Annotated in this window: 17 protein-coding genes; 9 read left to right on the forward strand and 8 right to left on the reverse strand. The window is 72.5% G+C overall.

What is annotated here, in order from left to right:
* Window positions 1-428 precede the first annotated feature (428 nt).
* The 3 genes from ACQP0N_RS06730 to ACQP0N_RS06740 all read right to left on the reverse strand — a co-directional run bounded on the left by ACQP0N_RS06730 (window position 429) and on the right by ACQP0N_RS06740 (window position 5,099).
* A complete protein-coding gene (locus ACQP0N_RS06730; protein WP_355052151.1) occupies window positions 429-2,000 on the reverse strand; it encodes a metallophosphoesterase in 1,572 nt (523 codons plus the stop codon).
* A 61-nt stretch (window positions 2,001-2,061) separates the two neighbouring features.
* The gene (locus ACQP0N_RS06735; protein ID WP_433118466.1) at window positions 2,062-3,234 is read right to left on the reverse strand and encodes a PQQ-dependent sugar dehydrogenase; all 1,173 of its coding nucleotides are present in this window, start codon (window positions 3,232-3,234) and stop codon (window positions 2,062-2,064) included.
* Between the two features lie 47 nt (window positions 3,235-3,281).
* On the reverse strand, window positions 3,282-5,099 hold the full coding sequence (locus ACQP0N_RS06740; RefSeq protein WP_433118467.1) for a SpoIIE family protein phosphatase: 1,818 nt from the start codon (window positions 5,097-5,099) through the stop codon (window positions 3,282-3,284).
* A 157-nt stretch (window positions 5,100-5,256) separates the two neighbouring features.
* On the opposite strand from ACQP0N_RS06740, the gene ACQP0N_RS06745 reads away from it, so the two are divergent.
* Window positions 5,257-6,183: a 2-hydroxyacid dehydrogenase gene (locus tag ACQP0N_RS06745; protein ID WP_433118469.1), complete on the forward strand. Its 927-nt coding sequence runs from the start codon at window positions 5,257-5,259 to the stop codon at window positions 6,181-6,183.
* Window positions 6,184-6,205: 22 nt separating this feature from the next.
* On the opposite strand, the gene ACQP0N_RS06750 is transcribed toward ACQP0N_RS06745, so the two are convergent.
* Window positions 6,206-6,598, reverse strand: a complete 393-nt coding sequence (locus ACQP0N_RS06750) for a PH domain-containing protein (protein WP_433118471.1) — start codon at window positions 6,596-6,598, stop codon at window positions 6,206-6,208.
* A gap of 244 nt (window positions 6,599-6,842) precedes the next feature.
* On the opposite strand from ACQP0N_RS06750, the gene ACQP0N_RS06755 reads away from it, so the two are divergent.
* The gene (locus ACQP0N_RS06755; protein ID WP_433118473.1) at window positions 6,843-9,188 is read left to right on the forward strand and encodes an EAL domain-containing protein; all 2,346 of its coding nucleotides are present in this window, start codon (window positions 6,843-6,845) and stop codon (window positions 9,186-9,188) included.
* 9 nt (window positions 9,189-9,197) lie between these two features.
* Here the strand turns inward: ACQP0N_RS06755 and ACQP0N_RS06760 are convergent, their stop codons facing one another.
* The gene (locus ACQP0N_RS06760; RefSeq protein WP_433118476.1) at window positions 9,198-10,217 is read right to left on the reverse strand and encodes a LacI family DNA-binding transcriptional regulator; all 1,020 of its coding nucleotides are present in this window, start codon (window positions 10,215-10,217) and stop codon (window positions 9,198-9,200) included.
* A gap of 151 nt (window positions 10,218-10,368) precedes the next feature.
* Between ACQP0N_RS06760 and ACQP0N_RS06765 the strand changes: the two genes are divergently transcribed.
* On the forward strand, window positions 10,369-12,798 hold the full coding sequence (locus tag ACQP0N_RS06765; RefSeq protein ID WP_433121475.1) for a glycoside hydrolase family 2 protein: 2,430 nt from the start codon (window positions 10,369-10,371) through the stop codon (window positions 12,796-12,798).
* Between the two features lie 413 nt (window positions 12,799-13,211).
* Here the strand turns inward: ACQP0N_RS06765 and ilvD are convergent, their stop codons facing one another.
* The gene (gene ilvD, locus ACQP0N_RS06770; protein ID WP_433118478.1) at window positions 13,212-15,059 is read right to left on the reverse strand and encodes a dihydroxy-acid dehydratase; all 1,848 of its coding nucleotides are present in this window, start codon (window positions 15,057-15,059) and stop codon (window positions 13,212-13,214) included.
* Between the two features lie 130 nt (window positions 15,060-15,189).
* On the opposite strand from ilvD, the gene ACQP0N_RS06775 reads away from it, so the two are divergent.
* From ACQP0N_RS06775 to serA, 5 genes are all read left to right on the forward strand, one after another.
* Window positions 15,190-17,544, forward strand: coding sequence for a putative bifunctional diguanylate cyclase/phosphodiesterase (locus tag ACQP0N_RS06775; RefSeq protein ID WP_433121477.1), 2,355 nt, complete (start codon window positions 15,190-15,192; stop codon window positions 17,542-17,544).
* A 188-nt stretch (window positions 17,545-17,732) separates the two neighbouring features.
* Window positions 17,733-19,613 carry an acetolactate synthase large subunit gene (locus ACQP0N_RS06780; RefSeq protein WP_355052169.1) on the forward strand — a complete coding sequence of 627 codons (1,881 nt, stop codon included), beginning with the start codon at window positions 17,733-17,735 and terminating at the stop codon, window positions 19,611-19,613.
* Between the two features lie 67 nt (window positions 19,614-19,680).
* Window positions 19,681-20,196 (forward strand): acetolactate synthase small subunit, encoded by a 516-nt coding sequence (gene ilvN, locus ACQP0N_RS06785; protein ID WP_355052170.1) that lies wholly within the window; start codon window positions 19,681-19,683, stop codon window positions 20,194-20,196.
* Window positions 20,197-20,252: 56 nt separating this feature from the next.
* Complete coding sequence (gene ilvC, locus ACQP0N_RS06790) at window positions 20,253-21,266, forward strand: ketol-acid reductoisomerase (protein WP_355052171.1); 1,014 nt, start codon at window positions 20,253-20,255, stop codon at window positions 21,264-21,266.
* 604 nt (window positions 21,267-21,870) lie between these two features.
* A complete protein-coding gene (gene serA, locus ACQP0N_RS06795; protein WP_433118482.1) occupies window positions 21,871-23,469 on the forward strand; it encodes a phosphoglycerate dehydrogenase in 1,599 nt (532 codons plus the stop codon).
* A gap of 112 nt (window positions 23,470-23,581) precedes the next feature.
* Here serA and ACQP0N_RS06800 read toward each other — a convergent pair whose 3' ends face one another.
* Window positions 23,582-23,938 carry a hypothetical protein gene (locus tag ACQP0N_RS06800; protein WP_433118484.1) on the reverse strand — a complete coding sequence of 119 codons (357 nt, stop codon included), beginning with the start codon at window positions 23,936-23,938 and terminating at the stop codon, window positions 23,582-23,584.
* Between the two features lie 358 nt (window positions 23,939-24,296).
* Here ACQP0N_RS06800 and ACQP0N_RS06805 point away from each other — a divergent pair, with 358 nt between their 5' ends.
* Window positions 24,297-25,319, forward strand: a complete 1,023-nt coding sequence (locus ACQP0N_RS06805) for a hypothetical protein (RefSeq protein ID WP_433118487.1) — start codon at window positions 24,297-24,299, stop codon at window positions 25,317-25,319.
* Between the two features lie 11 nt (window positions 25,320-25,330).
* On the opposite strand, the gene ACQP0N_RS06810 is transcribed toward ACQP0N_RS06805, so the two are convergent.
* A complete protein-coding gene (locus ACQP0N_RS06810) occupies window positions 25,331-26,173 on the reverse strand; it encodes an FAD:protein FMN transferase (protein ID WP_433118489.1) in 843 nt (280 codons plus the stop codon).
* Between the last annotated feature and the right edge of the window lie 15 nt (window positions 26,174-26,188).

The following is a 26,188-nucleotide window of genomic DNA, read 5'->3' on the forward strand; positions in this document are numbered from 1 at the left end:
CCAGCGAGCGCGGGCTCCGCCCGCCTGCCGGCGGCTGCCGGCTCGTGCGTGGCGGTTCGTGCGTGGCGGTTCGTGCGTGGCGGTTCGTGCGTGGCGGCTCGTGCGTGCCGGCTCGTGCGTGCCGGTTCGCGTGTGGCCGGTTCGCGTGTGCCGGCCATCGTGTCGCAGCGCCGCCGCGACTGACAGTGAGGGGTGTCCGCCCACCTACCGGGCTCTCTTCGCCCTTTGCTCTGCTTCAACATAGGCAACACCGTGCTGAGCTGCGGAAATTCGGGTGCGCGCGGCGAGAGCGGAGTAACCCGCCGTAACTGTTGCCTCCGTTGAAGCAGAGCAAAGGCTGCGCACGCACCTGCGGCTCCGGCTCCCGGATCAGCTGGGTGGGTGGGCGGGCACCGCCGAACCGGTGGGCGGTTGGCGGTAGCCGGCGCTCAGCGGGTCGGCGTGGGGGTGACCGAGGCGGGCGCGCCGGCGCTCGGGTCCTGCACGATGTGGCGTTCCAGGTTGACCTGGGCCTGACCGGTGCCGCCGACGGTGATGTCGTCGTACGCCTGGAGCATCTTCTGCTGGTCGAAGTAGAGCACCGTCATCGACAGCGGGGTGGGCTTCTCGCCCTCCAGACCGCGCAGCCCGGCCCCGCCCGTGGAGCCCTCCACGAACAGGGCGGTCGGCTGCTGGCCGGGGGCCTGCGGCAACTTGGAGACCTGCCGGGCGTGCGTGTGCCCGGCCAGCACCAGCGGGCAGGTGCCGGCGAGCGGCCCGGCCGACGCCGGGTCGTGCACGAGGGCGATGTTGACCGGCCGCGGCGAGTTGCGGATCGTCGCGGCGAGCTGCTCACCCGCGCCGATCACCTGATCGGCGACCTCCTGGGTCAGGCCGCTGCCGGCCGGCGAGGTGTTCTTGTCCGGGGTGAAGCGCGGGTCGCCGATGCCGGCGATGGTCAGCCCCGCGACCGTGGTCGTCGAGTTGTTCAGCACGATCGCGTTCGGCTGGCGCGCCACCGCTGCGCCGGTCTTGCCCGAGTCGTGGTTACCCCGGATGAACACGTACGGCTTCTTGAGCAGGCTGATCGAGCCGACGAACGAGGCCTCCGGCTCGCTGCCCCAGTCGGTGATGTCGCCGGTGTCGATGACCACGTCGATGCCGAACTGCTCTACCACCGTGCGGATCAGTTGCCAGCCGGTCGGGTTGAGGTGCATGTCGGAGACGTGCAGGACCCGGGTGGTGCCGGGCGCGGGATCCAGCACCGGCAACGCCGACACCGTCGTGTAGAGCTGACTGACGTTGCCGACGATGCGTTGCAGCTGCTCGGCGTACTTCGTGTAGTCGTTGGCGATCCGACGGGCGTCGCCGACGATCGCGGGCGCGTTGACCAGCAGACCCTCGTAGCGCGGCTCCTCGATCGCCTGCGGGCGCAGCGTCGCGGCGGCCGTGCCGAGGCTGCCGGCGGTGACCAGCAGCGCCAACCCGCCGGCCCAGGCCGTACGGCGCACGTCCCGGAAGACCAACGCGGCCAGGATGAGGGTGACCAGCACCGCCGAGGCGAGGGTACGCAGACCGAGCCGCATGACCCCGGAGCGCACGTCCTCGACGGCGCTCTGGCTGGCCCGACTGATGCTCGCCGGGTCGTCGAGCAGCGCCTCGGTGCGCCCCTGGTCCAGCGCGCCGAGTCGTACCGTGAGGTGCGTCGGCCCGCTGTGGCTGTCGAGCAGCAGCGCGCCCAGCGGCGGTACGTCGATCGTCGTCCCGCCGTCGGTGGCCGGCGAGAGGGTGAGGTTGGCCCGGAACGGCCCGATGTCGGTGTTCACCCGACCGCCGGCCAGCACGCCGAGCGCCGCCCCGGCCAGGGCCACCACCAGCACGGCGAGGATCATGCCCGTGCGCCGCACCGGCCCGCCGGGGCGGCCGATCCGTCGGCGGGCCGGGCGCGACGGCTCGCCGCCGGTCACCGGGTCGTCCCGGCCCTCGGCGTCGCCGTGCTGCTCGTCGCGTTGCCCGTCCATGCTGAGATTCTGACCTGCCCGTCGAAGGATCTTGGCAAACCTGGGCGGAAGGTGACGCAGGTCAGCTGCGGCCGCCGTCGCCGCCGGCGAAGACCACCCGCAGGAGGCGGTCGTCGTCGGCCGCCGGGTCACCCCGCCCGTCGTGGTTGGAGGTGCTCACCCAGAGCGAGCCGTCGGGCGCGGCGGCCACGGCGCGTAACCGCCCGTACCGGTTGGTCAGCAGCTCGCTCGGCTGCCCGAGCAGTGTGCCGGTGTCGGTCAACTCCATCACCCACAGTCGCTTCCCACGCAGGCAGCCGGTGACGAGCAGCCGGTCCGTCGCGGCGAGCCCGGAGCAGGACGCGTCGGACGTCGCCCATTGCGTGATCGGGTCGGTGTAGCGCTTGTCGCCGGCCCGCCCCTCGACCTCCGGCCAGCCGTAGTTACCGCCCTTGGTGATCTGGTTGATCTCGTCCCAGGTGTTCTGGCCGAACTCGACGGCGTACATGCGCTTGGCCGCGTCCCAGGCGAACCCCTGCACGTTGCGGTGGCCGAACGACCACACCGGCGAACCGGGGAACGGGTTGCCCGGCGCGGGCTTGCCGTCGGCGGTGATCCGCAGGATCTTGCCGCCGAGGCTCTTGGTGTCCTGCGCGTTGGGCCGCTCTCCCGCGTCACCGGTGCTGACGTAGAGCTGCCCGTCCGGCCCGAACCCCAGGCCGCCGCCGTTGTGCACGTTCGCCTTCGGGATACCGGTGAGGATCGGGGTGGGCTGCCCGCCGATCTGCAGGCGGGCGACCCGGTTGTCCTGCTCGGCGGTGTAGTAGACGAAGACCGTCCGGTCCTGGGCGTAGCCAGGGGACAGGGCGATGCCGAGCAGGCCGCCCTCACCCGCCGCCGCCACGTCGTCGATCGTCTGCACGACCCGGACCCGAAGCCCGTCCGGACCGGACTCCGGGCCCACCTGGAGAATCCGGCCGGTGTCCCGCTCGGTGACCAGCGCCCCGCCGTCCGGCAGGAACGCGATGGCCCACGGCACCCGCAGTCCCTTGGCCAGCACGGTGGTCACCGCCTGCTGGCCCGCGCCGCCCGCGTTCGGCGACGCCGACGGGGTCGGCAGGTTGGGTGGCTCGCCCGCCGGATCGGGGTCCGGCTCGCCGAAGCTGCAACCCGAGGCGAACAGCAGCGCCGCGCAGGACGCCGCGAGGACCGCCCGGAAGCGGCGGACGCGAGGGTACGGGGGACGGGCTCTCACCCGGCCCAGCGTAGCCCGCCGATCGGGCCGGCCGGGGTCCTCCGCTCTCAGCGGGCTCGGACCGCCAGCAGCGCCGTGTCGTCCTCGCGGTGGTGGATCGAGGCGAGCAGCAGGTCGCACAGCTCGTCCAGGGGCATCGTGTCGGTGCCGGCCAGCCGGCCCACCAGCTCGGCGAGGCCGTCGTCGATGGACCGGTCCCGGCGTTCGATCAGCCCGTCGGTGTAGAGCAGCAGGGTGTCTCCGGCAGCGAGGCTCGTCGAGTGGCTGGTCCGCGGGGTGGGTCGGGCCAGGCCGAGCAGCGGCTCCGGCGTCGCTTCGAGCACGTCTACCGAGCCGTCGGCGCGGACCACCAGGGCCGGCGGGTGCCCGGCGTTGCACCACGTCACCTCGTGGACTTCAGAGCGCGCCGGGCCGATCCGTACCAGTGTGGCGGTGGCCGCGATGGGCAACCGCAGGCCGCGGATCGCGCCGTCCAGGTGGCTCATCAGCGCCCCGACCTGGTCCGGCCGGCCGAACGCGTTGCCGCGGACCAGGTTGCGGAGCTGACCCATGGTCGCGGCGGCCTCGATGTCGTGCCCGGCCACGTCCCCGATCGCCACGATCACGTCGCCGTCGGGCTGCACGAAGGCGTCGTACCAGTCGCCGCCCACCTCGACCCGGTCGGCCGCCGGCTGGTAGCGGGCCGCCAGCTCCAGCTCCGGCACGAGCGGTAGACGCGGCAGCATGCTGTGTTGCAGGACCTCGGCGACGTGCCGCTGCTCCCCGTACATCGAGCTGTTGCCGATGGCCTGCCCCGCGCGGCGGCCGATGTCGACGGCGGTGAGCAGGTCGCGGTCGTCGAACTGTTGGCGGCCCGGGCTGTTGACCAGGGTGATGGCGCCCAGCACGGTGCCCCCGGCGGCCCGCACCGGCACGCTGAGGTACGAGGCGAGGCCCAGCCGCTCGGCGATCACCGGCAGCTCCGGATCCGTGGTGCCCCGGGCCACGTCGGCCGGCGACGCCACCCCGCCGAGCCGGGGCTGGCCGGTCCGCAGCACCGCGCGGATCGCCGACTCCTGGTTCAGGCCGGTCCGCAGCAGCGCGGCGAAGCGGTCGACGTCCGGCGTCCGGGCCTGGTCCTGGTGCGCCGCGACGACCTCCCGGGGCTGTCCCGTGGGTCCGGCGAGGATGAGCAGGCACCAGTCGGCGAGCACCGGCACCATGGCGTCGGCGAGCCGGCGCAGCGACGTGCCCACGTCCAACGTGCCGGCCAGGGTCTCGCTCACTCCGGCCAACAGTTCCAGGCGCTCGTGCGCCTGCACCACCCGGCGACGCGCCTCCTGGGCCCCGTCCAGCGCGATCCGCAGGCGCAACTCCGACGAGCAGGCCGCCGCCAGGTCGGACAGCGTCCGCAGTTGTCGGGCGGTCCACGCCCGGGGCTTGTTGTCGATGGCGCACAGCGAACCGAGCACCCGGCCGGAGAGGTCGGTCAACGGCATCCCGGCGTACGCGACGACGCCGAGGTCGTCGATGGCCAGGTTCTCGCGTACGCGCGGGTAGAGCCGGGCGTCCGGCAGGACCATGGGCACCTCGATGTCCACCACGTGCTGGCAGAACGAATGGCTCAACGGCGTCTGCCGACGCTGCGACCACGGCTCCGGCAGACCGACCGCCCCCGGGAAGAACTGCCGGTCGGCGGAGACCAGCGAGACCAGCGCGACCGGCACCTCCAGCAGGTCACTGACCAGTCGGGCGAACCGGTCGAACGCCTCGTCCGGAGTCGCGTCCAGCCCCGTGTCGGCGAGCGCGCGCAGCCGCGCCGCGTCGCCGAGCGCTCCGGGTGGAGCCGTCGAACGCCGCGCGCTGGCGGGGGAGCCGTCGGTCATCGAGCACCTGTCTGCCTAGGCGGAGGCCGACCGGCCCTCCGATCCGTGGTTTATACCTCGTCGCTGCCGGCCGAAAACCGGTGTGTTGCGTCTCGCCCGGGGTGCGGTTACGCCGTGCCCGCGCCGGCCGTCGTGGTGACGGCTATCGTCGGCGGACGTGAAGGTATGGATTCCGCACCACGCTGGCCTGGATCTCGTTGGCGAGCTGCCGTCGGGCGTGACGGTGGAGGTCGCCGAACGCGCCGACCGCCTGCCGTCCGCCGCGGCCGACGTCCGTTTCTGGGTGCCGCCGTTCCTGAGCGGTTCGAACGCCACCGCACTGCTGGGTGAGCTGCCCGACCTGGCGGTGGTGCAACTGCTCTCCGCCGGAGCGGACGCCTGGGTCGGCCGGGTGCCCGACGGGGTCACGCTCTGCGACGCCCGGGGGGTGCACGATCCCTCCACCGCCGAATGGGTGGTCACCGCGATCCTGGCCCAGCTCCGGGCGTTTCCCGCCTTCGCCCGCGCCCAGGGGCAGCGGCGGTGGGCGTACGACGGCAACGCGCCGACCGACGAGCTGACCGGCAAGCGGGTCCTGATCGTCGGGGCCGGCTCGATCGGCACGGCGGTGCGCGACCGTCTCGCGCCGTTCGGGGTGAGCTTCACCCTGGTCGCCCGCAGCGGCCGGCCGGAGCAGTCGGTGCACGCCGTCGCGGAGCTGCCGAGACTGCTGCCCCACGCCGACGTGGTGGTGGTGCTGGTGCCGCTCACCGACCAGACCCGTGGTCTGATCGACAAGGACTTCCTGGCCGCGATGCCCGACGGGGCGCTGCTGGTCAACGCGGCCCGAGGCCCGGTGGCCCGGACCGACGCGCTCGTCGCCGAGCTGGCCACGGGTCGGATCTCGGCCGCGCTGGACGTCACCGACCCGGAGCCGCTGCCCGCCGAATCTCCGCTGTGGACAATGCCGAACGTGCTGCTCACACCGCACGTGGCGGGGTCGGTGCGGGGTCTGCTGCCGCGTGCGTACCGGCTGGTCGGCGAGCAGGTACGGCGGTTCGCCGCCGGTGAACCGCTCGTCAACACGGTGGTCGACGGCTACTGAGCCGGCGGGCGGGAGCGGCCGCCTACGCGCCGGGTGTCTCGGCGGACTCGTCCGGCATCCTCTGGCCGGTGGCCGAGACCAGGCGGGGCAGGTCGGTGCCGCGTACCGCCGGCAGGACGACCTGCTGGCCGTCGTCGAGTCGGGCGACGGCCCGCCCGCGTGCGTCGGTGGCGAACTCGACGACGTGGTCCCAGTCGATCCGGCGTTGCCCGAACAGCGCCCGCAGGCGCAGCTCCCGCGAGTCGGCGTCGGTGCCGGCCCGCCAGGCCCACACCCCGACGCCCAGTGGAACGAGCAGCACCGGCAGCAGGTACGCCCGGGCGTTCGCCAGCGGCAGGGCGCCGATGAAGGCGATGACCGAGGCGACCAGGATGGCTTGGTTGAAACGGAAGCGGACCGTGTCGGGCGTACTCACCCCGCGATGATCCCACCCCTGGTCGGCCGGGGTCGCGGCGGGCGGTGTCACGGGTGCCCGCACGCGTACAGTGACACGGGTCACTGCTTCGCGTCGATGACCGACGCGTAACCAATCCGGTCTCCGGTCGTTTCCCAATGTTGGGTTGCGGACTCGCAACATCCGCCACCCGGCGCCACCGCAGCACCACCCGTACCGCCCGCACCGTCGCACCGCCCCGTGCCCCCTCACGAAGGCGACCGCCGTGCTCCTCGCGTATCCGTTCCGTTTCCTCGTCCCCCGCCGGGCGGCCCCGGAGACCGCCGTGTCCACGGCCGTGGCGCTGCTCGTCCTCGCCGGGGTGGCGGGGATGGTCCCGCCCCCGGTGGTGATCGCGCTGGCCGGTGGCGCGGGCGCCACCCTGGCCGGCGTACGACTCTCCCGGCTGGCCGCCGGTCGGTCCGCACCGCCGTCGAGCGACTCCTCGGGGCGGGTGCGGCTGGTCCTGCTCGACGCGGCGGTGGTGGCCGCCGGCTGGGTCGCGGCCGCGCTGCCGCTGGTCGACACCCGGCAGCGCGCGGTCGCGCTGCTCGGGTCGCTCACCGTCGCGGCCCTGTCCGTGGCCGGGCTGCGCGGGCTCCCGGCGCGGACGCCCTCGCCGACCCGATTGCGGGAGTTGGTCGAGGCGACGGGACCGACGATCGGTCTGACCCTTGCCGGGTGGTTGCTCCTGCCCGTGGACACTCTCCCCGCCCCGGCCCGGCTGCTCGCGGCTCTGGTGTTGGCCGCGTTGGGCATCGCCGCGCTCATCGCGTTCACGGGCGCCGGGCGGCGCTCGGGCCACGCGATCTGTCGGGGAGGCCTCCTGCTCACCCTGGTCGGTCTGGCGCTCTTGACGATCCTGCCGCCCACGTCGTCGGGGCGCGCGCCGCTCCTCGCGGTGCCGCCGCTGGTGGTCGGCATGCTGCTAACGGCCCTGGGCGCGACCTCGGCGGTAACGTCGGCCAGCTCGACGCCGCCGTCCGGTTCACCGAACACGACCTGGCCACGGGCGGTTCTCCCAGCGTCGGTGCTGCTGCTCGCGGCGGGCCTGCACCTCGGCTCCGGTCGCACTCCGGACCGGACGAGTCTGTTGCTCGCCCTGGCGGCGGTGCCACCTCTGGTCCTGCGGGAGCTCTTGCGCGGCGGTGACGGGGGTGTCCCCGAGCGGCCCGCCGCGCACCGTCGGGCCGCCGACCACACGGTTCGCCGGCGGGAGTCGCAACCGCCGTGGCAGGCCCCGACAACCGACTCGTGGACTCCTGCGGCCGACGTCGACGCGACGTGGCCCGACACGGGTGTCTCCTGGTCGCGCCATGGTTTCGGCCCGGCCGGCGAGGGGCCGGGGGACCGGGCGGCCCTGCTCGCCGCCCTCGCCGCGATCGGCGACGTGCCCGCCCCGGCCGGCGCGCTGCTGCTGGTCGAGCTGCACGGCATCGAAGGGCTGGGCCCGGTGGCCCGCGAGGACGCGCTTGCCGAGGCCGCCCTGCGGGCGCGGGCGGTCGTCGCGCCCGGCGATCTGGTGACCGCCTGCGCCGGCAACGGGTTCGCGGTGGTCACCGGCGCGGGGCCCGTGCTGGCGTACGCGCTGGGCACCCGGCTGCTGAGCACGCTCACGTCGCCGTACCGGTTGGTCGGGTCGGTGCTGCGGGTGCAGGCGAGCATCGGGCTGGCCGAGGTGGGTGGCGCGGGGCCGGCCGACGTGCTGCGTCAGGCCGAGCTGGCCCGGCGGCGGGCGGTGCAGCTGGGCCGGGACCGGGTCGAGTGGTACGACGCGTTCCTGGAGGAGCAGCTGGTCCGTCGGCTCGACCTGGAACGCGAGCTGCCGGGCGCGGTGGCCCGGGGCGAACTGGACCTGGTCTACCAGCCGGTGCTCGACCTGACCGATCGTCAGCCGGTGGGCGCCGAGGCGCTGCTGCGGTGGCGTAGCCCGGTACTCGGCACGGTGCTCCCGGCCGAGCTGCTGCCGGTCGCCGAGGATCTGGATCTGGTCGGCGAGCTGGAGTGGTGGGTGCTGGACCGGGCCTGCCGGCAGTTGGCGGCCTGGTCGGCGGGCCCTCGGGAGCTGTGGATGGCCGTCAACGTGACCACCCGGGAGCTGACCACGCCCGACTTCGTGCAGCGCGCCGCGGCGGTCCTGGCCGCGTACGGGGTGCCGCCCGAGCGCCTGGTGGTGGAGGTGGCCGAGCCGAGGGTCGCCGCCGACCTGTCGACGGTGGTGGCCCGGCTGGCGGGCCTGCGGTCGTTGGGCGTACGCACCGCGCTCGACGACTTCCGGCCCGAACACGCCTCGCTGGCCCACCTGCGCCGGCTGCCGATCGACCTGCTGAAGGTGGGGCCCGATCTGGTCGGGGCCGAGCCGACGGGACAGCCGCCGCTGATCGACGTGGTGGTCAACGTCGGTGAGCGGTTGGGTGTGGAGATCGTCGCGGAGGGGTTGGAGTCGCCCACCCAGGTCGAGGGTGCCCACCGGGCCGGCTGCCGTTACGGGCAGGGTTTCGCGCTGTCCCGTCCGGCGACCGCCGAGCGCGTCGAGGCGTACTTCGAGGAGTTTCCCTCGGCGTACCGGTGATGAACCGGTTCACCTGTCCCGGGGCGGTGCCGTGCTGCCGCGCGGGGTCAACTGCGGTGTCTCGTCCCGCAACCGGGTCGCCGGCTCGCCCGCGATGACGCCGAGCAGGTGGCGGGCCGCGTGCGCGCCGTACGCGGAGATGTCGCGGCCCAGGGCCGTCAACGGCGGGTGCACCAGCCGGCACAGCGGCGAGTCGTCCCAGGCCACGATGGACAGGTCGGCCGGCACGGTCAGGCCCATCTCCTGGGCCACCGAGAGTCCCGCGATGGCCATCACGTCGTTGTCGTAGATGACCGCGGTGGGCCGGGAGGTGGCGCTGAGCAGTCGTCGCGTGGCCCGCCCGCCCTCCTCGCCGGTGTAGTCGGAGAAGACGGTGACCGTGTCGGCGAGGCCGAGACGCCGGCACACCGCCGCGAAGGCGTCGGTACGGATCTCGGTGTGCCGCAGGTCGGGCAGGCCAGCGACCCGGGCGATCCGGCGGTGCCCGAGCGCGACCAGGTACTCCACGGCCTCGGTCAGCGCCGCCGCGTCGTCCGAGAAGAGGCTGGCCAGCTCCCCGGTGCCGCCCGGCCCGCCGATGACCACGGCCGGCAGGCGCAACTCTTCCAGGGCGGGGATGCGCGCGTCGTCGGTGCGCAGGTCGCAGACGAGGACCCCGTCCACCCGGCGCTCGCCCCACCACCGCCGGTAGACGGCGATCTCGGCGTCGTGATCGGCCACCACCTGCAACGTCAGCGCGTACGAGCGGGCCGACAGTTCGGCCTCCACACCACTGATCAGCGCCATGAAGAACGGTTCGACGCCCAGCGTCCGCGCGGGGCGGCACAGGGCCAGGCCGACGGCCCGGGCGGTGGCGGCGGACAGTGCCCGCGCGGCGCTGCTCGGACTGAATCCGATCTCGGTGGCGATGGCGAGGATGCGCTGCCGGGTGGCCTCGGAGACGCCGGGCTGCCCGTTCAACGCGTACGACACGGCGCCCTTGGACACCCCCGCCCGTCGGGCGACGTCCGCGATGGTCGGCCGCTTCACCGGGTGCTCCTTAGCGGTTCAGGGGTTTTGACACCCCGGAGGTCGGATCGTACGGTGGCTGAGCTTATCCGGTTCAGCTAACGTCTCGATCACGAAGGTGCGGTGAATCGTGAGCCGACAGGCCCTGCACGACGGCTGGACGCTGCGGGCGATGTCCGACGTGGACGTTCCCGCGGAGATCGCCGACCGGACCGTACCGGCGACCGTGCCCGGGTGTGTCCACACCGACCTGCTCGACGCCGGGCTGATCCCCGACCCGTACCTCGACGACAACGAGCTGTCGCTGGCCTGGATCGGCCGCTCCGACTGGCGCTACCGGACGACCTTCCGTCCGCCGGCCGGCGACCACGACCGGATCGACCTGGTCTGCGGCGGCCTGGACACCGTCGCCACCGTCAGCGTCAACGGCGTCGAGGTCGGCCGTACCGAGAACATGCACCGCGGCTACCGGTTCGACGTCCGCGCGCTGCTGCGGGCCGGCGAAAACGAGCTGACCGTCGCGTTCGACTCCGTGTACCGCTACGCCGAGGCGCAGCGCGACCGACTCGGCGACCGACCCAACGCGTACCCGGAGCCCTTCCAGTTCGTCCGCAAGATGGCCTGCAACTTCGGCTGGGACTGGGGACCGACGCTGGTCACCGCCGGGATCTGGCAGGACATCGCCCTGCACGCCTGGTCCACCGCCCGGCTGGCCACCGTCCGTCCGCTGGTCACCCTCGACGGCCGCGACGGCCGGGTCGAGCTGCACGTCGAGGTCGAGCGGGTCGCCGACGTCCCGCTGACCGTCCGGGCCGCCGTCGGCGGCGTCCGCGCCGAGGCCGTCGTCGAGGCCGGTCAGCGCACGGCCGTGCTGACCCTCACCGTCCGCGAGCCCGCGCTCTGGTGGCCCCGGGGGTACGGCGAACAGGCCCGCCACCTGCTCGAGGTGAGTCTGCACGCGCCGGACGGCGACACCCTGGACACCTGGTCCCGGCGGATCGGCTTCCGCTCCGTCCGGCTGGACACTACGCCCGACGAGCACGGCACCCCGTTCGCGCTCTCGGTCAACGACGTGCCCGTCTTCGTCCGGGGCGTCAACTGGATCCCCGACGACGCGTTCCCCACCCGGATCACCCGCGACCGGCTCGCCGACCGGTTCGACCAGGCTGCCGCCGCCAACGTCAACCTGCTGCGCGTGTGGGGCGGCGGCCGGTACGAGTCGGAGGACTTCTACGACCTCGCCGACGAACGCGGCCTGCTCGTCCAACAGGACTTCCTCTTCGCCTGCGCCGCGTACCCCGAGGAGGAGCCGTTCGGTGGTCTCGGCGGTGAGGTGGCCGCCGAGGCCCGCGAGCAGGTGACCCGCCTGACGCCGCACCCGTCGCTGGTGCTCTGGACCGGCAACAACGAGAACATCTGGGGCTGGCACGACTGGGACTGGCAGGAAGCCCTGGCCGGGCGCACCTGGGGACGCGGCTACTACCTCGACGTACTGCCGCGCATCGTCGGCGAGCTGGACCCGACCCGCCCGTACTGGCCGGGCAGCCCCTGGTCGGGAAGCGAGACCATCCACCCGAACGACCCGGCGCACGGCACCACCCACATCTGGGACGTGTGGAACACCGACGACTACACGAAGTACCGCGAGTACGTGCCGCGCTTCGTGGCCGAGTTCGGCTACCAGGCGCCACCCGCGTACGCGACGCTGCGGCGGGCGCTCAGCGACGAACCCCTCGCGCCCAACTCGCCGGGCATGGCCCACCACCAGAAGGCGGCCGGCGGTGACGTCAAGCTCCAGCGGGGCCTCGACGCCCACCTGCCCGCTCCGGCCGACTTCGACGACTGGCACTACCTCACGCAGCTCAACCAGGCGCGGGCCATCCAGCTCGGGGTGGAGCACTTCCGCTCCCACCGCGACGTCTGCGCCGGCACGATCGTCTGGCAGCTCAACGACTGCTGGCCGGTGACCTCCTGGTCGGCCGTCGACGGCGACGGCCGCCGCAAACCCCTGTGGTACGCGCTGCGCCACGCGTACGCCGACCGCCTGCTGACCGTGCAACCTCGGGGCGGTGGGCTGGCTGGTGGCGGTGGATTGGCGCTGGTCGCGGTGAATGAGACCGCCGAGGCGTGGACCGCGTCCGCCACGGTCACCCGGGTCACGCTCACCGGGGAGCCGAGGGCGAAGACCTCGGTCGACCTCGACGTCCCGGCGTACTCCTCGGTGACGCTGGCGCTGCCGGCGGAGCTGGCGCGGCCGGACGAGAGCTGTCATGAGGTGCTGGTCGCGGAGGCCGGCGGCACCGCGGAGCGCGCGCTGTGGTTCTTCGCCGAGGACCGGGACGTCGACTGGCCGGCGGCGGCCTGGGACGCGACGGTCGAGCCGTTCGACGGCGGCCAGCGGGTCCGGGTGACGGCGCGCACGGTGCTACGCGACCTGACGCTCTTCCCGGACCGCCTGGACCCGTCGGCCACTGTGGACGACGCCCTGGTCACCCTGCTGCCGGGTGAGTCGGCCACGTTCACCGTCCGGTCAAAGGGTCCGTTGGACCCGGCGTCCCTGACCACCCGCCCCGTGCTACGCGCGGTCAACGATTTGGCCTGAGCCCGAACCCACCTTCCCGCCGATCTTGCGGTTTCTGTTGTCGACATGGGGTGAGATGCCCCTTGTGTCGGCACCGAAAGTGCAAGATCGCGGGGGAGTGGCGGTCCCGGGTAGCCGCAGTAGCCGCGGTGGTCCGGCTGTTGCGCGATCTTGCGATGGGTCCGCGCGGGACCTCTCTCACTTGCTAACAGGCAGCAAGATCCGCGCGACATCCCTGTTGTTGCTGCCTCCCGCACGCCTTATGCAGCAGTAACGGGGAAGTTGCTCAGATCTTGGCGCCGGCCCGAGCTGGCGCGGCCTGGGGTGGGCGTGCGGCATGTCCCTGGCTTTGATCGACGCGAGATCGCCGATGTCGTGGCATCCCGTCGAGGGGATACCGTGACATCGGCGAAATCGCGTTGATCAAGGCCCGCTTACTCGGGGACGCGGCGGTAGGCGCCGTCGCTGGCCGAGGTGGCCATCGAGGCGTACGCGCGCAGCGCCGCCGACACCGGACGCTGGCGATCCGTCGGGGTGTACGGCTTGTCGCGCTTCTCCTCGGCCACCCGTCGTGCCTCCAGCTCGTCCTCCGGCACGTTCAGCTCGATCGACCGGGCCGGGATGTCGATGACGATCTCGTCGCCCTCGCGGACCAGGGCGATCAACCCGCCGGAGGCGGCCTCGGGGGAGGCGTGCCCGATGGAGAGGCCGGACGTGCCGCCGGAGAAACGGCCGTCGGTGAGCAGCGCGCAGGACCGGCCCAGCCCGCGGCCCTTGAGGAACGAGGTGGGGTAGAGCATCTCCTGCATGCCCGGGCCGCCCTTGGGGCCCTCGTAGCGGATCACCACGACGTCCCCGGCGACGACCTCCTTGGCGAGGATCGCGGTGACGGCGTCGTCCTGCGACTCGTACACCTTCGCCGGGCCGCGGAACGTCAGGCAGTCGTCCGGCACGCCGGCGGTCTTCACGACGCAGCCCTCCGGGGCCAGGTTGCCGTGCAGGATGGCCAGGCCACCGTCGGCGGAGTAGGCGTGCTCGCGGTCGCGGATGCAGCCCTCGGCGGCGTCGGTGTCGAGTGACGACCAGCGGTTGGTGGTGGAGAAGGGCTCCACGGTCCGCACCCCGCCCGGCGCGGCGTGGAACAGCTCGACCGCCTCCGGCGTCGGCGAGCCACCGCGCACGTCCCAGTCGGTCAGCCACTGGGCGAGCGAGGGGGAGTGCACGGCGTGCACGTCCCGGTTGAGCTGCCCGCCCCGGTCCAGCTCACCGAGGATCGCCGGGATGCCACCGGCGCGGTGCACGTCCTCCATGTGGTACTTCGGGGAGTTCGGAGCCACCTTCGCCAGGCAGGGCACCCGCCGGGAGATGGCGTCGATGTCGGCGACGCCGAAGTCGAGTTCCGCCTCGCGGGCGGCGGCGAGCAGGTGCAGCACCGTGTTGGTGGAGCCGCCCATGGCCACGTCGAGGGCGACGGCGTTCTCGAAGGCGGCCTTGGACGCGACGGTGCGCGGGAGCACCGAGTCGTCGTCGCCGTCGTACCACCGCTTGGCGATGTCGACGACGGTCCGGCCGGCCTCGACGAACAGCGACCGGCGCGCGGCGTGGGTGGCGAGGGTCGAACCGTTGCCGGGGAGCGCGAGCCCGATGGCCTCGGTGAGGCAGTTCATCGAGTTGGCGGTGAACATGCCGGAGCAGGAGCCGCAGGTGGGGCAGGCGGAGCGCTCGATCTCGCCGAGCTGCGCGTCGGTGACCGCCTCGTTCGACGAGGCGATCATCGCGTCGATCAGGTCGATCTTGCTGTGCACGATGCCCTCGATCGCCGCCGTCTTGCCGGCCTCCATCGGGCCGCCGGAGACGAAGACGGTCGGGATGTTGAGGCGCAGCGCGGCCAGCAGCATGCCTGGGGTGATCTTGTCGCAGTTCGAGATGCAGACCAGGGCGTCCGCGCAGTGCGCGTTGACCATGTACTCCACCGCGTCGGCGATCAGCTCGCGGCTGGGCAGGGAGTAGAGCATTCCGCCGTGCCCCATCGCGATGCCGTCGTCGACCGCGATCGTGTTGAACTCCCGGCCGACGCCGCCGGCCTCGGCCACCGCGTCCGCCACCAGGCCACCCATGTCCTTGAGGTGTACGTGACCCGGCACGAACTGGGTGAAACTGTTGGCGATGGCGACGATCGGCTTGCCGAAGTCGTCGTCGGTCATCCCGGTGGCCCGCCAGAGGGCCCGGGCGCCGGCCATCGTCCGACCGTGTGTGGACGTCCTCGATCGCAGCTCAGGCATGCGTACCAGCATGACACCGCCGCCGCGCGGGACCCCGCGGTAGAGGGCCCGTGTCCCAACAGATGCACATCCGGTCTCCCGCGACGTGCGCTCATCCGGCACTCTTGTTGTCGTGCATCTCCCCCCGGGCATGGTCGCCGTCGCGGCGCTGAGCGGGCTGGTCGCGGCCGTGGCCACCGCGCTGCTCACCATGGTCGTCGGGCAGCGGACCGGGCCGCGTCGACCGGCGCACGTGCTGCTCGCGGGCGCCGCCGGGGTGTCCCTGGTCAGCCTGCTGGCCGGCATGGTGGCGGTGCTGTCGGCGAGCGACCACTGGGCGCACGAGCAGGGACAGCGGACCGGATGGGCCACCGCCACGGCGATCGGTATGGCGCTGGCCGGGCTGGCCTTCGCGGCCGGTCTGCTCCGGCTGCCGGGGGTCGCCGCCACCGCTGCGGGGACCGCCCGGCTCGCGCTGGACGGCGTCACCGTGGCGGCGGCGCTGTGGTTCGTCGGCTGGGTGCTCTTCTCCGAGCCGACCCGGCTGCTCGGCGCCGCCACCCCGATGGCCTGCCCGGCGATCCTGGTGACGACGGTGAGCGCCGCGCTCGGGGCCGGCCTCGCCGTGATCGTCGTCTTCCGGGCCGCCGCGCCGCGTCGCCGGCTGGCCGTGCTCGCGACCGGCATCACCGCGGTGAGCTGCGGCGGGCTGGGCCTCAGCGCGGGGCTCTGCCAGTCCGGGCCGACCATGGCGCTGGCCGGCGCGGCGCTGCTGTCAGCCGGCCTGCTGGCCGTCGCGCTCGAGGTGCGCCGGGCCGATCAGCCGGGGGAGGTCGCGCTGGACCTCATCGGTCGGGACGGGGAGTACGCCCTCGCCCCGATGCTGGCGATGGCGGCCTCGGCGATGTACCACCTGCTCCAGGACGGCCGCTTCACCGCGCCGGGCATCCTGGCCGGCAGCGTGGAGGGCTTCGCCCTGGTGGCACGGCAGTACCTCACCCTCAAGGACGTCCGGGACTACGCCGGCCGCCTGGTCGAGCGGGAGGCGCACTTCCGTGAGCTGGCGCACACCGACCCGTTGACGTCGCTGGCCAACCGGCGCGGGCTGCTGCGGGCGCTGCACGACGGCGCGGCGGCGGGCACGCCGTGCGTCCTGCTCGGTCTGGACCTGGACGGCTTCAAGAACGTCAACGACATGCGCGGCCACGACGTGGGTGACGCGGTGCTGGCCGAGGTGGGCCGTCGGCTGCGCGGCAACCTGCGTCCGGGCGACGTGGCGGCCCGGCTCGGCGGCGACGAGTTCGCCGTGCTCATGCCGGCCCGCCCAGCCGAGGCGGACCGGGTGGCCGAGCGGCTGCTCGGGGTGCTCAACCGCCCGTACGACCAGCCGGAGGGCCCGGTCTTCCTGTCCGTGAGCATCGGCGTGGCCGGGTGGGCCGCCGAGCCGGACGTGGAGTTGCTGCTGCGCCACGCCGACCTGGCGCTGCGCTACGCCAAGCAACGCGGCAAGAACCGGATCGAGCGCTACGACGCGGCGTACGACCAGTTGCTGCGCCGCCGCACCACCGTGGAGCACGAGCTGCGGGGCGCGATCGACCGCGACGAGCTGCGGCTCGCCTTCCAACCGGTGGCGTCGCTGCCGTCGGTCCGGCCGGTCGGCGCCGAGGCGCTGCTCCGCTGGCACCACCCCGAGCTGGGCAACGTCCGCCCGGACGAGTTCATCCCCCTCGCCGAGGAGTGCGGGATGATCTCCACGCTCGGCGCCTGGGTGCTGCACCAGGCCTGCTACCAGCTCTCCCGCTGGCTGGCCGACGGGCACGACGTCTGGGTCTCGGTGAACGTCTCGCCGCGCGAGCTGCACGCCCCGGAGTACGTGGTCCAGGTCGCCGAGGCCCTGCGCGCCCACCACGTACCGCCGCAGCGGTTGGTGCTGGAGGTCACCGAGCACGCGGTCGCCACCGATCTGGACGAGCTGATCCGGCGGTTGACCGCGCTGCGGCTGACCGGCGTACGGATCGCGTTGGACGACTTCGGCGCCGGGTACTCGTCCCTGGGGCAACTACGCCGGCTCCCCATCGACATCCTGAAGATCGACCACAGCCTGGTGGCCGAGCACGAGCCGGTCCGTCCGGTGGGCAAGGACGGTCCGGCGTTCGCGCCCATGGTCGACATCGTCATGCGGCTGGGCCACCAGCTGGGCATGGAGGTCATCGCCGAGGGCGTCACCACGCCGACGGAGCTGGCCGCCGTGGTTGCCGCGGGCTGCCGGTTCGGTCAGGGAGCGCTGTTCGGCTGGGGGGTGCCCGCAGAGCACCTGGAGGCGATGCTGGAGGCGGCCACCTCGCCGGGCGCACGGCCCGGTCCGGTGCCCGTCCAGCGCCGCGCGCCCGGGGGGTCCGGGCAGGTCATCCCCCCTGGTGGCGGCGCGGCGTCGGCCGACGCGCCGCCGTCCGTTAACCAACATGTGGGATCAGTTGACTCATCGCGTGAGATGCGTCAGGCTTAGCCGCATGTCGTCGTACCGGTCGCTGCGAGTACTTATCTGAGCGCACTCTCCTCCGTCGAGAGTGCGCTGGCCCCGTGCATCTGCACGAGGGCCGTTTTTATTGCCGTCGGAACCTGTCGCGACGGGCCCACGCCCACGTCGCATCGCTGAACAAGCCCCAGCCACTCCAGCCGAAGGCCAGAACCACCATGACGAGACCAACGCCCGAGACCCTCGCCCACACCGCCCGGCGGGCCCGCGCGACCGCCGACCCGGCCGGCGCCGCCGACCCCGCCACCCGCGCCGCGGCCACGCCGGCAGTCCCGGCCGTACGGACATCCGCCCCGGCCCAGGTCTCCGGCGCCGGCTCGCTGGTGCGGTCCCTCGAGGCGCTCGGCGTCGACGTCGTCTTCGGCATCCCGGGCGGCGCGATCCTGCCGGCGTACGACCCGCTCTACGACTCCACCGTCCGGCACATCCTGGTCCGCCACGAGCAGGGCGCCGGTCACGCGGCGACCGGGTACGCGCAGGCCACCGGCAGGGTCGGCGTCTGCATCGCCACCTCCGGCCCGGGCGCGACCAACCTGGTGACGCCGATCGCCGACGCGTACATGGACTCGGTCGCGATGGTGGCGATCACCGGTCAGGTGGCTCGCCCGTCGATCGGCACCGACGCCTTCCAGGAGGCGGACATCCAGGGCATCACGCTGCCGATCACCAAGCACAACTTCCTCGTGCAGACCGCCGAGGAGATCCCGCAGGTGCTGGCCGAGGCGTTCCACCTGGCCAGCACCGGCCGGCCCGGCCCGGTGCTGGTCGACATCCCGAAGGACGTGCTCCAGGCGTCGACCACCTTCACCTGGCCGCCCACGCTGGACCTGCCCGGCTACCGGCCCACCCTGCACCCGCACGGCAAGCAGATCCGTGAGGCGGCCCGGTTGCTGGCCGGCGCCCGGCGGCCGGTGCTCTACGTGGGCGGCGGGGTGCTCAAGGCCGGTGCCACCGAGGGGTTGCGTCGGCTCGCCGACCTGACCGGCATCCCGGTCATCACCACGCTGATGGCGCTCGGCGCGTTCCCCGACTCGCACCCGCAGCACCTGGGCATGCCCGGCATGCACGGCACCGTCGCCGCCGTGTACGGCCTCCAGAAGGCCGATTTGATCGTCGCGCTGGGCGCGCGGTTCGACGACCGGGTCACCGGCAAGCTCGACTCGTTCGCTCCGGACGCGGCGGTGGTGCACGCCGACATCGACCCCGCCGAGATCGGCAAGAACCGGCACGCGGACGTCCCCATCGTCGGTGACGCCAAGCACGTCATCGACGAGCTGATCGCGGCGGTCACCGTCGAGCGCGCGGGGGGGCACGTCACCGACCTGGGCGACTGGTGGACCCAGCTCGACGACCTGCGTAACCGCTATCCGCTGGGTTACGACGAGCCGTCCGACGGCACGCTCTCCCCGCAGTACGTGATCAAGCGGTTGGGCGAGATCGTCGGCCCCGACACGATCTTCGTGGCCGGTGTGGGGCAGCACCAGATGTGGGCGTCGCAGTTCATCTCCTACGAGAAGCCGTACACCTGGTTGAACTCCGGCGGCCTCGGCACCATGGGCTACGCGGTGCCGGCGGCCATGGGCGCGAAGGTCGGCAAGCCGGACGCGGTGGTGTGGGCGATCGACGGCGACGGTTGCTTCCAGATGACCAACCAGGAGTTGGCGACCTGCGCCCTGGAGGGCATCCCGGTCAAGATCGCCGTCATCAACAACGGCAACCTCGGCATGGTCCGGCAGTGGCAGACGCTCTTCTACAACGAGCGCTACTCCAACACCGAGCTGGGCACGCACAAGCACCGCATCCCCGACTTCGTCAAGCTCGCCGAGGCGCTGGGCTGCGTCGGGCTGCGCTGCGAGACCGCCGAGGACGTGGACAAGACCATCGCCGCCGCCATGGAGATCAACGACGCCCCGGTGGTGATCGACTTCGTGGTCGGCAAGGACGCCATGGTCTGGCCGATGGTCGCCGCCGGCACCAGTAACGACGAGATCATGTTCGCCCGCGGCGTCCGCCCGGTCTTCGACGAGGATGACATCTGACCATGAGTGAGCGCAGCGAACGAATCATCAAGGCCGGTGCCCCAACCGGGCGAAGCGAGGTCGTGGCATGACCATGCACACTCTGTCCGTGCTCGTGGAGAACAAGCCCGGCGTCCTCGCCCGGGTGTCCGGCCTGTTCTCCCGCCGCGGTTTCAACATCGACAGCCTCGCCGTCGGCGAGACCGAGAACCCGGACGTCTCCCGGATCACCATCGTGGTGAACGCGGACTCGTCCCCGCTGGAGCAGGTCACCAAGCAGCTCAACAAGCTGGTCAACGTACTCAAGATCGTTGAATTGGATCCGCAGGTCTCGGTCGCCCGGGAGTTGCTGCTGGTCAAGGTCCGCGCCGACCGGGCCGCCCGGTCCCAGGTGCTGGAGACCGTCAACCTGTTCCGGGCCCGGGTGGTGGACGTCGCACCGGACACGCTGACCATCGAGGCCACCGGCACGCCGGACAAGCTCGACGCGCTGCTGCGCGACCTCGAGCCCTTCGGCATCAAGGAAATGGTCCAGTCCGGGCTGGTGGCCATCGGGCGCGGCTCGCGTTCGATCACCGCCGGTCCCGCGCTGCGGGCCGCCTGACCCATCCGCAAAGACCACGACGGGCACTCAGGCCGTCGTACGAAAGGGAAGTTCTCATGAGCGTTGAGGTGTACTACGACGACGATGCCGACCTCGGCCTGATCCAGGCCAAGAAGGTCGCGGTGATCGGCTACGGCAGCCAGGGTCACGCCCACGCGCTGTCGCTGCGTGATTCCGGCGTCGACGTGGTGATCGGTCTGCCGGAGGGCTCGAAGAGCCGTCCCAAGGCCGAGGAGCAGGGCCTTCGGGTGCTCACGCCGGCCGAGGCCTCGGCCGAGGCGGACGTGATCATGGTGCTTGCGCCGGACACCGCCCAGCGCAAGATCTACGCCGAGTCGATCGAGCCGCACCTGGCCCCCGGCAAGGCGATCTTCTTCGGCCACGGTTTCAACATCCGGTACGGCCTGATCAAGCCGCCGGCCGAGGTGGACGTCGCCATGGTCGCCCCCAAGGGCCCCGGCCACCTGGTGCGTCGCCAGTACGTCGACGGCAAGGGCGTGCCCTGTCTGGTCGCCGTCGAGCAGGACGCCACCGGCACCGCGTTCGCCCTCGCCCTCGCGTACGCCAAGGGAATCGGCGGCACCCGGGCCGGCGCGATCAAGACCACCTTCACCGAGGAGACCGAGACCGACCTCTTCGGCGAGCAGGCGGTGCTCTGCGGCGGCGCGTCGGCACTGGTGCAGACCGGTTTCGAGGTGCTCACCGAGGCGGGCTACGCCCCGGAGGTCGCCTACTTCGAGTGCCTGCACGAGCTGAAGCTGATCGTCGACCTGATGTACGAGGGCGGCATCGCGAAGATGCGGTACAGCATCTCCGACACCGCCGAGTACGGCGACCTCTCCCGGGGCTCCCGCATCATCGACTCCCGGGTCAAGGACGAGATGCGCAAGATCCTGGGCGAGATCCAGTCCGGCGAGTTCGCCCGCGAGTGGGTCGCCGAGGACGAGGCCGGCCGCCCCAACTTCACCAAGTGGCAGGCCGAGGGCGCGGCGCACCCGATCGAGGAGACCGGTCGGAAGCTGCGCGGCATGATGAGCTGGGTCGACCGCCCGATCACCGAAACCGCCTGACCCACCCCGAGGCCCCGGACGCGCGCTCTCCCCAGCGCGCGCCCGGGGCCCGGCCCTGCCCGCGCCCTGCCCGCGCCTGCCCTCGTCGATCTTGCACTTTCGGATGGCAATTTGTGGCGGTTAGCCCTATATGTTGCAGCGGAAAGTGCAAGATCGCCGCACCGGCTGCCCAACCTCGTCGATCATGGAGTCGTGGTGCCTGTTTTGCCCATCCGTGGAGGCGTTGTTCACCACCACAACTCCATGATCGACGTGGCGGGACGAGGGTGTCGGGGTGGCGCGGGGGTGACGGGGTTTCTTGTTGGTGCGACGGGGTGGGATGGAGGAGGGGGCGGGGCATGATCTGTTCTCGGCATACGCCGTTGGGCATGAGGTCGCGGGGGTGGGTGGGGTTTCGGGGTGGTGAACGGTTGATGTCGGTCGCTTGTCCGGGCGTGTGAGGGCACTCACCCCGCAGACCGGAACACGCCGGCCAGCGCGGCCCCTACGATCGCGGGTAGGTGCGCTGAGCCGGCACCTGACGGCCACGGCACGGATCAGCACGGGGTGCAGTGCGGCGCCCCGCCACCCGCGCCGATCGCAAACACGACCTCTACGAGGACCGATGAATCCTGTCGTACTGATCGCCGAAGAACTCGCCCCCGCCGCCATCGAGGTGCTCGCCCACGACTTCGACGTCCGTCACGTCGACGGCACCGACCGTCCGGCCCTGCTCTCGGCGCTCTCCGAGGCCGACGCCGTCATCGTGCGCAGCGCGACCCAGATCGACGCCGAGGCGGTCGCCGCCGCGCCGCGACTCAAGGTGGTCGCCCGCGCGGGCGTCGGGCTCGACAACGTCGAGGTGCCGGCGGCCACCGCGCGGGGCGTGATGGTCGTCAACGCACCCACCTCGAACATCGTCTCCGCCGCCGAGCAGGCCGTCGCACTGCTGCTCGCCGTCGCCCGCAACACCGCCAGCGCCAGCGCGGCGCTCAAGGCGGGCGAGTGGAAGCGGTCCAAGTACACGGGCGTCGAGGTGCAGGGCAAGACCGTCGGTGTGGTCGGGCTCGGCCGCATCGGGGTGCTCTTCGCGCAGCGCATCGCCGCGTTCGGCACCCGGCTGATCGCGTACGACCCGTACATCCAGCCGGCTCGGGCGGCGCAGCTCGGCGTACGGCTGGTCGGCCTGGAGGAGTTGCTGCGCGAGAGCGACTTCATCTCGATCCACCTGCCGAAGACCCCGGAGACGGTCGGTCTGATCGGCGAGAAGGAGTTGGCGCTCGTCAAGCCCAGCGTCCGCATCGTGAACGCCGCCCGCGGTGGCCTGGTCGACGAGCAGGCGCTCGCCGATGCCATCGCCGAGGGGCGGGTCGCCGGCGCCGGCGTCGACGTGTACTCCAAGGAGCCCTGCACCTCCTCGCCGCTGTTCGCGTTCGACAACGTGGTGGCCACCCCGCACCTGGGCGCCTCGACCCACGAGGCGCAGGACAAGGCCGGTCTGGCGGTTGCCAAGAGCGTGAAGCTGGCGCTGCAGGGCGAGTTCGTGCCGGACGCCGTCAACGTCCAGGCCGGCGGCGTGGTCGCCGAGGACGTCCGTCCGCTGCTGCCGCTGGCCGAGAAGCTGGGGCGGGCCTTCACCGCCGTCGCCGGTGGGGTCGCGGCCAACGTCACCGTCGAGGTTCGCGGTGAGGTCGTCGGCCACGACGTGTCGGTGCTCAAGCTGGCCGCGACGAAGGGCCTGTTCAGCTCGGTGGTCGAGGATCAGGTCACCTACGTCAACGCTCCGCACCTGGCCGCCGAGCGCGGCGTCGAGGTCACTCTGGACAGTCAGGTCGAGACCGCCGACCAGCCTCTCCTGGTCACGGTGCGCGGTGCCCTGCCGGACGGCCGGGCGGTGAGCGTCTCCGGGACGGTCACCCACGCGGGCAGCCGTGACGTCCCGCGGCTGACCGAGGTGGACGGCTTCGACGTGGAGATCGCCGCGGAGGGCATCCTGCTGTTCCTGCGGTACGCGGACCGCCCGGGCGTCGTCGGCACCGTCGGTACGCTGCTCGGCGAGTCGGGCATCAACATCGCCGCGATGCAGGTGGCCCGGCGCGAGGCGGGCGGCGAGACGTTGATGACCCTCACCGTCGACCAGGCGCTCGGCGCCGATCTGCTGACCTCGGCGGCCGACTCGATCGGCGCGACCGCCGCCAGCGCGGCTGACCTGCGCGACGAGTAGCGAGCGGCCGCCACGCGACAGGTGGCGGCACTGACGACAGCACCACGGGGGGCCCGGCGACAGCGCCGGGCCCCTTCGTCGTACGCCGGGAGGTGTTCCGCCCCGGGAGCGGTCAGTTCGGCAACCGGACCGGGGGCGGGTAGACCGAACCGTCCTGGGGGTCGAAGAGCATCAGCCCGTGCTCGCCGGCCAGCCGCTCGATGTCGAGCAGCACCTGGTCCGGGCAGGTCGGGTGCAGGTTCAGCTCGACGTGATCGTGGGCGGCGTGCAGCGGCGCGACCGCCCACGGGCTGTCCGGGCCGGGGTGACGGTCCGGATAGGACGCGGTGATCGCCCGGTAGAAGCCGACGACGCGCGGGTCCGGGTATCGGTCCACGTGCCGCCCCTGCCGGCAACCGTCGACCGCTACCCGCACGTCCTCGGGCGTCGCCCCGTCCTCCAGGGCCCACACACTCAGATCGAAACTCACGGCGGACAGCGTGCCATCCGTCGTTCACCATGTCGAAACTGCCTCGCCGCAGGCCAATCGCCGAACTCGTGCGGGTGGCGTCCGAAGGCGTCCGCTGTGGAGACTCTTGCGTCGAGTTGCGTCGATTCGCTAGCGTACGACTGCGGTTACTGGCCGCCAGGCCGTGGCGCCGGCCCGTCTTCGGGTGGCGCGGCCGACGTCCGGCCCGACCGGTTCCGCACCCCTCGATTGTGCGAGCCACGCGCACTCGTCGCTGATCGGCCCCCACAGCCGTTGCCGAGGCCGTGGGGGCCGATCGCAATCCAGGCGCTCTGCGGGTCACCCCTTCTGACGTGCGACCCGGCTATGATCGGCCGCCGTGACAAGCGCCCAGTTGTTCAATGGCGGTGGCCTCCGGGTCGCCCGGCTGCGGCGACCCGCGCCGCCACGACGAGCCCTGCGGTCGACCCGGCTCCTCGCGGCCCTGGTGGCCGTGCTCGTGCTGGCCGGCTGTTCGCCCGATCCGAACGGCTCGCCTGTTTCGCGCGACTCGTCGTCGGCTCCGGGGACCACCGAGCCGCGGTCGACGAGTGGGCTGGGCCCGGCCGGGGGCCGGCAACCCGGCACGGTCAGCGCGGACGAGGCCCAACGCCGCCGTTTCGCGGCGGCGGCCACCCTCCTGAAGAGCAAACCGGGGGTCCTCGGAATCCTGGTACGGGACCGGCGCACCGGCACTTCCTGGCGGGCGGGGACCACCGACCATCCGATCTGGACGGCCTCCACCATCAAGCTCGCGATGGCCGTCGGGCTGCTGGAGCGCTCACGTGCGGGCGAGATCACGCTCGACAGCGTCGCGCGTCGACAGATCGCCGACATGCTGAACTTCTCCTCCGACGACGCGGCAACCGCTCTCTGGAACCGCTACGGCCGGGACGGACAGCTCAAACGCTTCCAACAGCGCTACGGCATGACCGGGCTGACCACCGTCGCCGGTTACGCGCGCTTCTGGGGCCACCTCAAGTGCACGGCGGAGGATCTGCAGCGGTTGATGTCGTACGTGCTGGACGACCTCGACCCGACCGACCGGGCCTACCTCGTCGGCGCGATGCGTTCGGTCGGCTCGATCCAGCGTTGGGGGGTCTGGGCGGCCGGCAGCGACAAGCATCCCGGCACCAAGGACGGCTGGTCGATCGAGCCGGACCCGGGCGGGGAGCACTGGGTCACCAACACCGTGGGGTTCGCCGGGGACGACCAGCGTTACGTCGTCGCCATCATGTACCAACTGCCACCCGGCAAGGGGATCGATGTGGGGGTGCACACGGTGAGCGATCTGGTCGCCACCGTCTTCGGGGCACGGACCCCGGCGCGGGTGACCGTGCCGGACCCCAGCACGGGACGCTAGCGGGAGAGCCCTCAGCGCCGGTGGGCGAAGAGCGCCCGATACTCGGAGCCACCCCGGAACCAGGCCAGGCCGGTGGGGCCAGCGGCGTAGAGCGCGGTGGCGTACGCGTCGGCGACCGTCAGGTCCGGGCCGACGACGGTCGCGGCGACGAGGTGGTTGGCCGGCTCACCGGTGTGCGGGTCGACGACGTGTCCCCGCCGTCCGGACACCCCGGAGGTGCCGACCGCGCCCGAGGTCATCTCCAGCATCAGTGGCGCGCGGTCCGGCGCCGTCGGGTGGTGTACCGCGACCCGCCACGGTCCGCCGTGCGGCGCACGGCCCCGGACCACGAGGTCGGCGCCGGTGAGTACGGCGTAGTCGTGCACGCCCGCCGCGCGCAGCCGGGCGGCGACGCGTTCCACGGCCCAGCCGCCCAGCAGGCCGCCCGGGTCGAAGCCGCCGGGCACCGCCCAGGCGTCGAACCAGCCGTCGGTGGCGGCGCGCATGGCCGTGCAGCGGTCCACCAGGTCGGCCAGCGGGGCGTACGACCCGGGGCTGATCTCGCCCCGACGCAGCCTGGAGACCAGGCTCTCCGGGCGGTTCGGGCTGTAGGTCAGGTCGATTGCGCGCAGTTCGGCGACGCTGTCCCGCAGCGCCTCGCCGACGCCCCGGCGGCCGAGCCGCTCGGGGGCGTTGAGCAGCAGGGTGTACTCCGCCGTGGCGGTGCGGACGGTGTGCTGCACGGCGATGCGGCCCTGGGTGGCGGCGGCCGGGTCGAACCGGCGACGGCGGCTGCCGAGGCGGAGGTCGGGCCGGCGGTGCCGGAACGCCGACAGGTCCGGCCAGCGGGTCCGCGGCTGCTCGTCGATGCGCATGGCGTCTGCCCCCTC

The organism is Micromonospora sp. CA-246542, from assembly GCF_050942905.1.
In the GTDB taxonomy this organism is placed as follows: Bacteria; Actinomycetota; Actinomycetes; order Mycobacteriales; family Micromonosporaceae; genus Micromonospora.

Bases quoted from the DNA above. Each gene is read 5' to 3' on its own strand.
- ACQP0N_RS06730 (WP_355052151.1), bottom strand. From the start codon at position 2,000: ATGGACGGGCAACGCGACGAGCAGCACGGCGACGCCGAGGGCCGGGAC.
- ACQP0N_RS06740 (WP_433118467.1), bottom strand. From the start codon at position 5,099: ATGACCGACGGCTCCCCCGCCAGCGCGCGGCGTTCGACGGCTCCACCC.
- ACQP0N_RS06765 (WP_433121475.1), top strand. From the start codon at position 10,369: ATGTCCGACGTGGACGTTCCCGCGGAGATCGCCGACCGGACCGTACCG.
- ilvD (WP_433118478.1), bottom strand. From the start codon at position 15,059: ATGCCTGAGCTGCGATCGAGGACGTCCACACACGGTCGGACGATGGCC.
- ACQP0N_RS06775 (WP_433121477.1), top strand. From the start codon at position 15,190: ATGGTCGCCGTCGCGGCGCTGAGCGGGCTGGTCGCGGCCGTGGCCACC.
- ACQP0N_RS06780 (WP_355052169.1), top strand. From the start codon at position 17,733: ATGACGAGACCAACGCCCGAGACCCTCGCCCACACCGCCCGGCGGGCC.
- ilvN (WP_355052170.1), top strand. From the start codon at position 19,681: ATGACCATGCACACTCTGTCCGTGCTCGTGGAGAACAAGCCCGGCGTC.
- ilvC (WP_355052171.1), top strand. From the start codon at position 20,253: ATGAGCGTTGAGGTGTACTACGACGACGATGCCGACCTCGGCCTGATC.
- serA (WP_433118482.1), top strand. From the start codon at position 21,871: ATGAATCCTGTCGTACTGATCGCCGAAGAACTCGCCCCCGCCGCCATC.
- ACQP0N_RS06810 (WP_433118489.1), bottom strand. From the start codon at position 26,173: ATGCGCATCGACGAGCAGCCGCGGACCCGCTGGCCGGACCTGTCGGCG.